Source organism: Bacteroides oleiciplenus YIT 12058 (genome assembly GCF_000315485.1).
GTDB classification, from domain to species: Bacteria; Bacteroidota; Bacteroidia; order Bacteroidales; family Bacteroidaceae; genus Bacteroides; species Bacteroides oleiciplenus.
In genome coordinates this window covers 1,033,950-1,046,849 of sequence record NZ_JH992941.1, presented here as the reverse complement: position 1 = coordinate 1,046,849, position 12,900 = coordinate 1,033,950, and the positions used below count along the sequence as shown (strand labels likewise).

The window sequence follows — 12,900 nt, the reverse complement described above, 5'->3', positions numbered from 1 at the left end:
AATCAATGGAACAGAACAATATATATCAGTTGGTTTTCAAAGTAACCCATGCGGGCGGTTCAGGCAGTTGTTTCTACCTGAAAGACTATGACCTTTTTGTAACGAACTACCATGTAGTCAAAGGTTTTCATTCACTGGCGGTGCACGACAATGACCGGAACCCTTATCTGGCTAAAGTGGTGTTGGTAAATCCTTCTCTGGACATTGCCTTATTGTCTGTGGAAGGTGATTTTTCGTCCCTTCCCTCTTTAAGTCTGGCGGGAGACGATTCTCTTTCTATCGGTGGAAAAGTGTGTGTGGCTGGTTATCCTTACGGTATGCCTTTCACGGTGACCGAGGGTTCCGTTTCCTCGCCCAAACAACTGATGGAGGGAAAATATTATATTCAGACTGATGCAGCCGTCAATCCCGGTAACTCCGGCGGTCCTATCTTCAATGAAAACAATGAAGTGGTGGGTGTGACAGTGAGCAAGTTGACGAATGCCGACAATATGGGATTCGGTGTGCGTGTGGAAGCATTGCGGAAGTTGCTTGAGGCGGTGGAGGAGATTGACCGCTCTATTTTCCAGGTGCAGTGTGACAGTTGTGACGAGTTGATAGCCGATGAAGAGGAATTTTGTCCTTCATGTGGTGAGAAGTTGCCCGAAGGTATCTTTGAGGAGCGTGAACCGTCTTCGTTGAGCATCTTTTGTGAGCGTGCCATCCGTGAGATGGGAATTAATCCTGTGCTTGCACGGGATGGTTACGACTCCTGGACATTCCACAAAGGCAGTTCGGAAATACGCATTTTTGTGTATGGGGACATGTACTTGTTTGCCGTTTCCCCTATCAATCTGTTGCCTAAGAAGGAGGTGGAGAAGGTACTTGACTATATTCTGAGTGAAGATTTCTCTCCGTATAAGTTGGGCATTGAGGGTCGGCAGATTTATATTGCCTACCGTGTGCATCTGTCTGATATCACGGATGTGTCCGAAGATGAAATCTGCCATAATCTCGTCAATCTGGCTCTGAAAGCGGATGAGATGGATAATATGCTGGTAGAGCGCTTCGGTTGCGAGTTCTCAGAATACTCCAAACAGGAAGAATAACTTATAAATACGATGGATGTGCCGGAAGTGGCGGTGCTTGTGGGGTGAATAATTATTCACCTGCACGTAGCACAGCACTTCCGGCACATTGTTTTAAGAGAGAGTATCTATTGTTAGAGTAAAGTTACTTGTTAGCCAGCAAAGCGCCGTTCCAGTGGGTGGCGTTGTGTTCTGTCACCAGATTCCAAGAGTTTTCTTTTTCGTTCCAGTTGTAGCTCATGTAGTTCATGCCTTGTTCATTCATCTGGTAGATGGCTTTTGATTTTATATTGGTGTAGTCACCGTCTTTGCTGTTCCATGCTACGTATTGTACGCCTACTTCATTGTCGGTGTAGCTGAAGTTCAGACAATACTGTTTCTCAAAGCGGCTGTTGTCCTGGTTCCATTTCAGTATTTCTTTGGCAGAAACACGTCCTTTTTCATCATACGTGTAGTTGTATTGCAGGTGGCGTTCCAGATACTTTCCTTTTTTTACTTTATACACCATTTGAGTTTCCACTCCGTTTTCCTGTTTCTCCGTGTTATAGGCAAAATCCTTTACATTGTTCCCGCTTACTGCGTTTACTACTGATGTCAATGCGAATACTACTGATAATACTAAAGCTTTCATAATGATTTTATTTTTTAAGTTATACATTCTTGTTTCTTTCGATGTTGCAAAGATAAGGCAGAGGCATGAGGATGAATGTTATCATAACGTTATCGTTAGGTTAACGAGATAATTTGTTATTTTTGCAGGTAAATGCAAACAATATGAAAGATCGTACTACTATTGGGTTGTTCTGTATGATTGTATTTCCTATTGATTTATAAGAGTACAAAGATTTGGGAGTTTCTTTTTAGATTTCCTTTTTGGATATATAGTACTTTTTTTCTAATATTGTATCGGTTTTCTATATTTAGAACTGCTAATCCCATTAGAATGATGTCACGCAGATTATTGTTTTTCTTTTTGCTGTTGTTGTCCATCCATGATTTGCTGGCACAAAAAGCAACATTTGAGCCGTTGTTTGAAAACATTGACATCACTAAAGGGCTACCTCATAATACAGTTCAGAAAATATTTCAGGATTCTGAAGGCTATATGTGGTTTGCAACCAAGGATGGATTATGCCGCTATGATGGTTATAATTTTATTGTATATTGTGAGTCGTTGGTCAGGGAATCGATCTCTAATAGTAAGGTACGTTGTATAGCTGAAGATGCCTGCAAGAATATATGGGTAGGGACTGATAATGGCCTTAATTGCATTAATCTTCTTAGTCAACATATTTTCTCTTTCTTTCCCAATGAGTTTTCCTTATTAAAAAGTAATAAGATCAATGAACTATATTTTGATCCTTCCACTCATCTGTTGTGGATTGCAACAGATAAGGGAGTTACATGGTACGATACCGATTCCAAAGTCTTTGTGAATCCAGAAAATCACAGGGCATTTAATGAAGAGACTAATACTGTAGGAAAGTATAGTGATAGGGAGATTTATATTGGCACGCATAATGGATTATACATCTATGATACTCATGCGAAAAATGTACGGCGTATCCAGTTAGAACATGGAAGCGGTAATATTAATGTGCTTTCTGTCTGGCAGGATTCAGTAGGGGATACTTGGATTGGAAACAATTTGTCTTTGTTGGCTAAAGTGACTAAAGGTGAGAATGTTATTTCACTCCTCCCTTGTGGGCAGTTACGGATGAATGATGATCTGAATATTTGTTGTATTATAGAGCAGAAAGGGATTTTGTGGTTGATAAGTAAGCGGAGAGGAATCTTCTTTTATGATAAACAGACCGGTCAATTACTCAAAACACGGAATACTTATTCTCTGAACCCGCTCGGGACAGATGTGAAAGAAAGGATAATGCTTACCAGTGGTTATAAAGATAATAATGGAAATATTTGGGTGGGATCATACTATATGGGGCTTTTTCTCCATTCGCGTTATATGAATCATTTCACTCACATCCCAATCGAACGGGCCGGTAAAGCCTCTACCGGGATAATCGGATCAATAGTACCCGATGGACAGGGAATATGGCTTGGAAGTGATGATCTTGGAATCACCTACTACAACCCGATTACGAGGACTCAACAATGTTACGAGTTATATAACGGAGAGACTCCACTGGTGGAATGTAAGCCTCTGTTGATTCATGAGGGTGTGTTGTGGGTTGGCACAGAATCTCATGGCATTCATCTTTTTGATTTGAAAACGAAACAACTCATCGGGCATTATACTGCTACTTCACAAACTGGTCGCATTCCCGGAAATCGGGTAAACTGTGCATTGCAGGATTCCAATGGACACATCTGGATTGGTTTTAACGGTGGTCCGGGCGGCATTTGCCGTTTCAACGAACAGGATGAAAGCTTTACGACTTTCTATCCATCAAACACTCCTCATAAGGTAAGAGACGTGTATTTTATCTATGAGGCTTCTGATAATGAGCTATGGATTGGTACCCGTAATAATGGTCTATTCTGCTATAATATCGCAGAGAATGTTTTCACACCTATTCCTGTTATGGGCAGAGAAGATTTGTCTGTCAGTTACATTTATAAAGATAGGAAAGAGCGTATTTGGATAGGAACATTTGGACAAGGACTGATCTGTATGGACAGTTCGGGTGAAGTGAAACAGGTATTTAACACAAATAGCGATCATATTGGCAACAACATTTGTGGTATACTAGAGGATAATGATGGTCGTATCTGGATTAGCTCATTTTATGAAATAGCTTATTATAATGAAGAAGACCATACATTTATAAAATATGATGCTTACAATGGATTTCCATTGTTGCACGTAAAGTCTATGTCTTGTTTTGTTTCAGAACGCAATTTGCTATACTTTGGGGGTAGCAACGGTTTAGTTGAAGTCGTTCCCAAAGATGTGATGCATGTTAATAAGAAGGCCCCTAAGGTTGTTCTGACGGATTTTCTGGTTCATAACCAGTCAATAGATACTCTATCTCGTAAAAATATACGTACCCACCACAGGGTTGAACTTAAGTATAATCAGGATAATCTGACTTTTGCTTTTGCTGCATTAAGCTATATCTATCCGGATAAAAACCTGTATCGCTACCGATTGCAAGGTATCGATAAAGAGTGGAATTTAGCTGGTACACAAAGGCAGGTGACTTATAGTAATCTGGGGGCAGGCGAATATCAGTTCCTGGTCTGTGCTTGCAACAGTAATGGCACTTGGTCTGAACCTTCTAATCTGCTTTCTGTCATTATTAAAGCTGCACCATGGCGTACATGGTGGGCTTATCTGGCATATACTATTACAATGCTTGCTTTGTTGGCTTTGTTCTTCTACTACTTGCGTATCAAGATGCGGTTGGAACATGACTTGGAGATCAAGAATATAGAAAAGAAGAATTTAGATAAGATGCATAAATTTCGACTTGATCTTTTTACAAACTTTTCCCACGAGATACGTACTCCACTGACACTGATCTCCGGTTCATTGACTGACCTATTGGCATCAAATACTTCTTCACAGATGGAAAAGGGAGTATTACAGGGAGTCCAACGCAATGTCATGAAAATTATGAAGTTAGTAAATCAGTTGATGGATTTTCGCAAGCATGATGAAGGACGTATGGAATTATTAGCATCCAAACAACATCTGATTCCTTTTATTAAGGAGGTGATACTTGCTTTTAGTGAATTGTCCAGAATCCAAAATCATCCATTAAAGATACATTTACCTGAAACAGAGCTAATAGCCTGGTATAATCCTCAGCTACTGGAAAAAGTCTTTTATAATGTCCTGATGAATGCTTTCAAGTATTCCAATGAAGAAAGTGTTATTTCCCTAAACGTTGATGTGATAACTTTGAATGAGTCATCCTATCGGGAACGGGTAGATGAACGAGTAAAGGAAGCTATACTTGTTTCTGTATTCAATGAAGGAGATATTATTCCGGAAGATAAACTTGAAGAAGTTTTCGAACCTTTCTATCGGCTTAAAAACACAAAGAGCCAGCAGGGAACAGGAATCGGTCTAAGTTTCAATCGTATGATCATGCGCCTGCATCATAGCGATATTTGGGTTGAAAATATCGGCGACACAGGTGTTGTATTCAGATTCCTGATTCCAATAGGTAAAGACCATTTGCGAGAAGATGAGTTATGCGATGAAACAGAACAGGAACATCGTTTGATTCTGACTCCTTCAGTCGCTCCTAAAACAGAGCCTGCTATTGAGCGCCCAAAAGTGGAAAAAGAGCTTAGAACTTTGTTAGTTGTAGAGGATAACAATGAGATCAGGCAGTATCTGAAGAGCAAGCTTGCAACTATGTACAATGTATTCGATTGCGATAATGGTCATGAGGCATTAGAAATTATACATCGGAGAGAGATTGACTTGGTCATCAGTGATGTGATGATGCCTGTTATGGACGGAATAGAACTTTGTAAAGCTATAAAAAGTAATATTGAGATTAATCATATTCCAGTAATCTTACTGACAGCACATGTTTCGGATACACACGTAAAAGACGGATTGTCTTCGGGTGCCAATGATTATGTATTCAAACCATTTAATTTTGATTTATTACTGGCGCGTATTCAAAACTTATTAGATAACAATGAACGGTTACGACAGTCTTTCCAGAAAAGAATCAGTCCGAAAGATATGAATGTAGAGGTAACTGACTATGATGAGCAGTTTTTGCAGAAATGCTATGACTTTCTGCGAAAGAATCTTACTAATTCAGAACTAACCATTGAGGATTTCGGGAAAGAGTTAGGAGTAAGCCGTGTACATCTCTATCGTAAGATAAAGTATCTTACGAATTTATCTCCCAGCCGTTTCATTTTAAATGTAAGGCTTAAAGTGGCTGCCGATTTGCTTCGTCAGGAAGGTGTTTCTGTTTCTGATGTCTGTTATCAGGTCGGTTTTAATAACCTTTCTTATTTTACTCGCACTTTTAAGGAAAGCTATGGCGTTTCACCATCCGACTACCAGCATAAATAATTGGATAGATACAGAAAATTCCGATTATTAAGCGGTTATATCATGCTTTTGTATCATTTGTGTTAATATCCGTAACATAGTTTCAAACAAAAAAGTAGTTCTGCGCATACCTTTGTCGGTGAACAATCGGAGTTAAATCCGACTATTCTAAAACTTTAAATGATATGATATGCAAAAGACACTTTTTAGTATTCTGATTTTATTAGTCTGTATAAGTCATCCGTCAAAGGCTGCGTCTTTTATATATAATGTAGCAGACTATGGAGTGAAAGCTAATTCTGGAAAATCCGAGACAGCCTCCTTGCAGAAAATTATTGACTTATGTTCTACGAATGGAGGAGGTACGGTATGTATACCTACAGGTACTTATATCAGTGGAACATTATTTCTGAAAAATAATGTAATGTTCTTCTTAGATCGTGGAGCCGTACTGAGAGGAAGTTCGGACCTGAATGAGTATCCTGAACTCAGAACTCATCGTAAGGGACTTATTCATGCAGAAAATGTCCATAATATAGGTATTTGTGGAAGTGGAGTGATCGATGCGAATGGCAATGATACTGTTTTTCATGGAGGAGCCAAATCCCCCGATCGTATTTATGCCGCTAATTTTGAAGGATGTTCACAAATAGACATTCGTAATGTAAGCCTGATCAATGCCTCTTATTGGACTTTGCGTATCAGCGATTGTGATCATGTGCAAATAAGAGGGATTACGATTCGTTCTACCAGCTATTTTAATAATGATGGAATAGATCTCGATGGGCGCAATATTACTGTATCCGATTGTATAATCGATTGTATTGATGATGCGATATGCCTGAAGAGCTACTATAAAGAACGCCCTTGTGAAAATATTGCCATTTCCAATTGTATTGTTTCCAGCAATTGTAATGCTATAAAATTGGGAACGGCTTCCAGGGGTGGATTCAAGAATATTGCCATATCCAACTGTGTTATAAAGCGCCCGGAACAAAATGATTATTTTGATTATAAAAAGTACACTATACCTGGTGTAACAGCCAATTATACAAACAACTCGGGCATTGCATTGGAAATAGTCGATGGAGGAACAATGGAGCAGATAGTGATTAATAATATCACCATGTTCAATACATTGACCCCTATATTTATTCGTTACGGGCAAAGACATAGTCCGCTGGTTGGTATGATGAAAGGAATAGTAATCAGCAACATTACGGCCACAAGCAATAGCCTGATGAGTTGTTCCATTACAGGTATTCCCAATCAGTATGCAGAAAATATAAAGTTGAGCCATATAATACTGAATTGTCCTGGCGGTGGGCGTAAAGAACATACATTGCGTACTATCCCCGAAGTGGAAAACAGCTATCCGGAAAATAAAATTTTTGGTGCAGACTTACCGGCATATGGCTTTTTTATCCGCCATGTCCGCCATCTGACCTTAGAGGATATACAATTTAATTTAGACTATAAAGATGATAGGCACGCGCTGTATTTTGACGATTGCCGTGATATTACCATAGATAAAGTAAAGACTGTTTCACACCTGAGCGAATCTGCCTATATCAGGACAAATAATGTGGAAAATCTTATGATCAGAGGGTTCTCAACAGAAAATGCTCTACCGTCTTTTCTGGAAAACAGTGGCAGGTCTTCCGGTATAAAATTGATTGGTAATGATTTCAGTGAGGTATCCCAGTTGTACAATGAAGAAATCGGGCAAGAGGTAAAAGAAGTCGGTAATCTATTGGAAAACAAATAAGAACTTAAGTATATATGAAAATTATGAAGTGCTATATTCAAGTTATATTCATTTGCTGGTTATCCATAACTTCCATAACTGAAGTTTACGGAAAGGACCCGATAGGCATATCTTTAGTAAAATGGAGTTTTCGTACACAGACTGCTATATTGTGTGATATGGCAAAAGAAAACGGAGCTGTAGCTATTGATATGGTAGATCCGGAAAAGTGGGACATTGTGAAAGAGAAAGGACTAACTGTCGCCATGGCTGATGGTATAGATATGGGAATCGAACGAGGATTTTGTGACCGGAGGTGGCATTCATCACTAATTGAAAACTATAAGCGCTTCATTCCCTTATTAGCGGAAAAAGGAATTAAGCAAGTGGTATGTTATTCCGGAATAAATACGGACTTATCGGATGAAGAGGCTTTAGAAGCATGTGTGGAAGGATTAAAGCCTCTATTGGATATCGCAGAAAAAGCAAATGTGACTTTGGTAATGGAGTTACTCAGTAGCCGTAACACTGAAGAGATTTTCACTAAACAGCGTTTCTCTTATTACCAGTGTGATAATCCGGAATGGGGAGTAGCACTATGTAAAAAACTAAACTCACCGAATTTCAAACTTTTATATGATGTCTGGCATATGAACGATATGGGACGTGATGTAATGAGTGATATAAAAAAATATTATGCTTACATTTCTCATTATCATATTGCGGGCATTCTAGAACGGAAAGGACTTAACCGGACAGACTCTTTTAATTATAAACAGTTCATGAATTTACTGAAAAAGGTCGGTTACCAAGGTTATGTTGGATTAGAACCCGACCGGATAGAAAAGAAATTGAAAAGTACCATTCAAGAAAGTATAACCCTATTAAAAAATGAATAATGATGAAACAAATCTCTTTAATGATCACATCTGTGGCGTTGACATTTGCTATGAATATCTGCGCCCAGCAATCGCCTTGGGATAAAGCAGATGCCATCGTGCAGAGCTTAGATCCTGTGACATTTCCTGATAAAACTTATATCATCACGGACTTTGGTGCAGTCGGAGATGGAAAAACATTGTGTAAAGAACCCTTTGAAAAGGCTATTACAATTTGTAGCGACAACGGTGGAGGAAAAATCACAGTTCCTGCAGGTACTTACTATATGAATGGCCCTTTGGTCTTCAAAAGCAATGTAAACGTACATCTGGAAAAAGGAGCGATACTTGATTTCAGCACCAATGAAAGTGACTATTTACCGGCTGTCATTACTCGTTGGGAAGGTACCGAGCTGTTCAACTATTCTCCGCTGATATACGCATATCATGTGCAGAATATAGCTCTGACAGGTGAGGGCACCGTAAATGGGAATGGCTCCAAAAAATTCTCACCCTGGAATAATATTCAGACAGTAGAACAGGAAATGCTTCGTAAGATGGGGCGTACCAATGTACCGGTTTATCGTCGCGTATTCGGTGAAGGCTATAAACTTCGTCCCGGCTTTATCGAACCTTTTGGCTGTGCTAATGTAAGAATAGAAGGTGTCACTATCATAGATTCTCCGTTCTGGGTGATTCATCCTATTTTCTGTAGCAATGTAATTGTCCGTAATGTAACAGTTGACAGTCATAATTATAATAATGATGGTTGTGATCCGGAATCTTGCCGGAACGTACTGATTGAAGGTTGCACTTTCTCTACAGGCGATGACGCGATAGCCATCAAATCAGGACGGGATAATGATGCATGGCGCATCGGTCAGCCGACGGAAAATGTTGTGATACGTAATTGTTCTTTCCGCTCTAAAATTAATGGTGTATGTATTGGTAGCGAGATTGCCGGTGGAGTCCGGAATATCTTTATTGAAAATATTACAATTCCGAAGTCCTCCAATGCCATCTATTTCAAATCGAATCTTGACCGTGGAGCTTACATACAGGATGTCTATGTACGTAATGTACAAGCAGATACAGTACGTACTGCCCTGATACGTTTTGAACCGAATTATAAAGGGGAACGCTCAGCTTTTCATCCAACGCTATTTAATTCATTCCTGATTGAGAATGTGACCTGTAAGCAATCCAATGAATGTGGTATTTACATGGCTGGTTTTGCAGAACGACCTCTTCAGAACATTGTATTGAAGAACGTGACAATCGGTAAAGTACCAACTCCATACTGTTTCCAGAACGGAGAAAATATTCGATTTCAAAGTGTAAAGATAAACGGTAAAAAGCTGGATGAAAAACCGACTCCCAAAGAATTGGTAAAGCTTAGAGTACTTTAATCTGTATAACTTTAATCTAATCACATAATGAAACGATTTATAGTAGGACTGTTGATGAGCGGATTAATGATTCCACAGTTGTGGGCGATCATCCCTCCATTTTGTTTTAATGATAGTCATGATATAACTTCATTAACATCCTGGGGACCTTATTCAAAGCGTTATGCAGGAATTTCACATATACCTGACATAAAGAAAGGAATACGCTTTGACTTTTCTGTAATGCCCGGTTATTACCGAAACCGACAGTTGGTTCCGCATGTCCTTTTTGAATCGTCTTATTACCCTTGGAATATAAATCCTTCCATGAATCGCATTACCTATCGCTATGAGTTGGAGTGGAAAGACCGGGTATTTACGGATGTTACTTATTATATATTGGATGAAAGTAGCACACTGGTAGGTATACGTTGTGTAAACAACACGGAGACTTATCAAAATCTGGCCCTGAATCAAATGGCCTATATCGATTATCCGGAAACACAACCACAGGTGAAAGCGTCAGGAGCTTCTCGTTTGCAATGGTATAGTGCGATAGATTACACAGAGAATGAACCTACTTTTAAATCTCCCCAGTATGGATTGGTGTACGACGGGTGGCACAGGAATGAAGAGCGTAGCAGTCTTTCACTGGATGGGTCCGTTTTGGGAAAAGGATTTGGAAAAGATGCAGGCGACCGGGTAAGCTACTGGATAGATATACCTTCGGGCATGGAAGACGGGACTATAGGATTCAGATATAAAGTTGAAAAAGGAAAAACAGCAACTTTACGTTTGAAAGGACTGACTGATGAAGTGGTAAAATTCACCGGAACCGGAGATTTTACAATTCTTCCGATCTCCTATCATGATAGAAAGAGCGGTGAATACATTCTGGAGCTTATTTCCGAAGGAACTGCTGAGATTTGTTTGGATGGATTCTTTATCGGGACTGTTGAAGATATGAGCAAACTGAGGATCACCCCCACCGCAATACCTTTTACACCAATGATTGAAGTGGGAGACAAGAAGCAGGATTTCATATTAAAATATGAAGATTGTGAAAACTTCTATGGAGTAGCTTGGAATTATAAAGAATCGTTTATCCGGGAAGTGCTGAATAGTGAGTTAGAGTCATTTTTCCGAAAGAAAACACACGATCATTTAGCCAGAAAACTGATTGGTGACAAGCAATGGCACTATACAAATGCTTTTTTGCGACCGGTAGTGTTAGCTACCCATTCGGAACAAACACTGTATATGTTGGTATGTACCGGCAGTCGTGAGAAAGTCAGACAAGATTTAGAGCTCTTTCATTCCACTCCTGAAAAGTTTGTTTCCCTGGCTCAGTCTCAGCAATCGGTAAAACCAGAGGAAAACCTGTTACCCGAAGGAAAGAAGTATAGTTTTGGGCATCAGTTATTGCAGGCTGCATTACTTTCCAATGTTGTTTATCCGGTTTACACTCAGAAAGAGTATATTCGGCATTTTACACCCGGGAAGAATTGGAATAGCCTCTATACATGGGACCTTGGTTTCATTGCTTTAGGCATGATTGATGTAGATATAACAAAAGCCTTCGAATGTATCAGAGCTTATACTACACCGGTGGGAAGTGAATCTGCTTTTATTCATCATGGTACCCCGTTGCCTATCCAGATATATGCTTATTATGATTTGTGGAATAATAGCCAATCGCGTAAAGTTCTGAAGTTTCTCTATCCGAGACTGAAACAATACTTTGATTTTATGGTAGGAAACAATCCGAACTCTACCACGCGTATGAAAGGCTCCGGGCTGCTTCGAACTTGGGATTATTTTTATAATTCCGGAGGTTGGGACGACTATCCACCGCAGCAGGCACTACGCAGTGATAAGAGTCAATATCCATTTGTAACCCCTGTAGTAACTTCAGCGTATTATCTTCGTGCCGCCAAAATTTTACGTTTAGTTGCTAAAGAGATGGGGTTGAAAGAGGATATAAAGAGCTACGACCGGATTATCAAGAATCTTTCTAAAGCTCTGCAAACATACGCTTGGGATGAAGAGAGTGGTTATTTCGGATATGTGACTCATGATGCATTCGGAGATGCCAAAGCAATTCTTCGATACAAGGATCAGTCCAACTTCAATAAGGGATTAGACGGGGTAACTCCGCTGGCAGCAGGTATTTGTACACCTGAGCAGACAGACAGGTTGGTGGGGCATTTGTTTTCACCGAAAGAATTGTGGACATCTTCCGGTCTTTCAACTGTCGATCAATCGGCCCCTTATTATCAGGCAGACGGATATTGGAACGGAGCAGTCTGGTTTCCTCATCAATGGGTTATGTGGAAAGCTCTTTTAGATATAGGAAAAGGTGAGCAAGCCTATCAGATAGCACAAACCGCCTTAGACAAATGGGAACAAGAGTGCCAGGAAAGTTATTACACATTCGAACACTTTATAATTTCCTCAGGAAGAGGAGCCGGATGGCATCAATTTTCCGGTCTTTCTTCTCCAATACTAAATTGGTTTGCTGCTTATTATAAGCCTGGTAAGGTGTCAACAGGCTTTGAAATATGGATTATTGAGAATCATTTTAATACAGATTACTCTCAGTATCGCGCCAAGATTTCTTTTGACGATTCTATATTGCCTCATGAGCGTTGTATGATTGTATGTATGAATCCGGATCATACATATGAAGTACAATTCAATGGGAGACCAGTTAAAAGTAAGTCTTATCATACCGGAGTGGTGGAAATCACCCTTCCGAATAGTAATAAAACAGGAGTACTTACCATTAGTGCTCTTAAATGATATCGATGTTAATTTTTAATTTTAT

Annotated in this window: 7 protein-coding genes; 6 read left to right on the top strand and 1 reads right to left on the bottom strand. The window is 39.6% G+C overall.

Annotation, left to right across the window (positions count from 1 at the left end):
- Nucleotides 1-5: 5 nt before the first annotated feature.
- A complete protein-coding gene (locus HMPREF9447_RS11780; RefSeq protein WP_009129962.1) occupies nt 6-1,088 on the top strand; it encodes a trypsin-like peptidase domain-containing protein in 1,083 nt (360 codons plus the stop codon).
- 124 nt (nt 1,089-1,212) lie between these two features.
- On the opposite strand, the gene HMPREF9447_RS11775 is transcribed toward HMPREF9447_RS11780, so the two are convergent.
- A complete protein-coding gene (locus HMPREF9447_RS11775) occupies nt 1,213-1,698 on the bottom strand; it encodes a DUF3836 domain-containing protein (protein ID WP_009129961.1) in 486 nt (161 codons plus the stop codon).
- A gap of 312 nt (nt 1,699-2,010) precedes the next feature.
- Between HMPREF9447_RS11775 and HMPREF9447_RS11770 the strand changes: the two genes are divergently transcribed.
- The 5 genes from HMPREF9447_RS11770 (at nt 2,011) to HMPREF9447_RS11750 (ending at nt 12,875) form a co-directional block, all read left to right on the top strand.
- A complete protein-coding gene (locus tag HMPREF9447_RS11770) occupies nt 2,011-6,081 on the top strand; it encodes a two-component regulator propeller domain-containing protein (RefSeq protein ID WP_044138051.1) in 4,071 nt (1,356 codons plus the stop codon).
- A gap of 169 nt (nt 6,082-6,250) precedes the next feature.
- Nucleotides 6,251-7,828 carry a glycoside hydrolase family 28 protein gene (locus tag HMPREF9447_RS11765; protein ID WP_009129959.1) on the top strand — a complete coding sequence of 526 codons (1,578 nt, stop codon included), beginning with the start codon at nt 6,251-6,253 and terminating at the stop codon, nt 7,826-7,828.
- A 158-nt stretch (nt 7,829-7,986) separates the two neighbouring features.
- The gene (locus HMPREF9447_RS11760) at nt 7,987-8,706 is read left to right on the top strand and encodes a sugar phosphate isomerase/epimerase family protein (RefSeq protein ID WP_244267606.1); all 720 of its coding nucleotides are present in this window, start codon (nt 7,987-7,989) and stop codon (nt 8,704-8,706) included.
- Nucleotides 8,706-10,094, top strand: coding sequence for a glycoside hydrolase family 28 protein (locus HMPREF9447_RS11755; RefSeq protein ID WP_009129957.1), 1,389 nt, complete (start codon nt 8,706-8,708; stop codon nt 10,092-10,094). Before HMPREF9447_RS11760 ends, HMPREF9447_RS11755 begins: the two co-directional genes overlap by 1 nt.
- A gap of 27 nt (nt 10,095-10,121) precedes the next feature.
- A complete protein-coding gene (locus HMPREF9447_RS11750) occupies nt 10,122-12,875 on the top strand; it encodes an MGH1-like glycoside hydrolase domain-containing protein (RefSeq protein ID WP_009129956.1) in 2,754 nt (917 codons plus the stop codon).
- Nucleotides 12,876-12,900 lie beyond the last annotated feature (25 nt).

What these genes read in the sequence shown, in the direction of transcription:
- HMPREF9447_RS11780 (WP_009129962.1), top strand. Translation starts at nt 6, where the DNA reads ATGGAACAGAACAATATATATCAGTTGGTTTTCAAAGTAACCCATGCG.
- HMPREF9447_RS11775 (WP_009129961.1), bottom strand. Translation starts at nt 1,698, where the DNA reads ATGAAAGCTTTAGTATTATCAGTAGTATTCGCATTGACATCAGTAGTA.
- HMPREF9447_RS11770 (WP_044138051.1), top strand. Translation starts at nt 2,011, where the DNA reads ATGATGTCACGCAGATTATTGTTTTTCTTTTTGCTGTTGTTGTCCATC.
- HMPREF9447_RS11765 (WP_009129959.1), top strand. Translation starts at nt 6,251, where the DNA reads ATGCAAAAGACACTTTTTAGTATTCTGATTTTATTAGTCTGTATAAGT.
- HMPREF9447_RS11760 (WP_244267606.1), top strand. Translation starts at nt 7,987, where the DNA reads ATGGCAAAAGAAAACGGAGCTGTAGCTATTGATATGGTAGATCCGGAA.
- HMPREF9447_RS11755 (WP_009129957.1), top strand. Translation starts at nt 8,706, where the DNA reads ATGATGAAACAAATCTCTTTAATGATCACATCTGTGGCGTTGACATTT.
- HMPREF9447_RS11750 (WP_009129956.1), top strand. Translation starts at nt 10,122, where the DNA reads ATGAAACGATTTATAGTAGGACTGTTGATGAGCGGATTAATGATTCCA.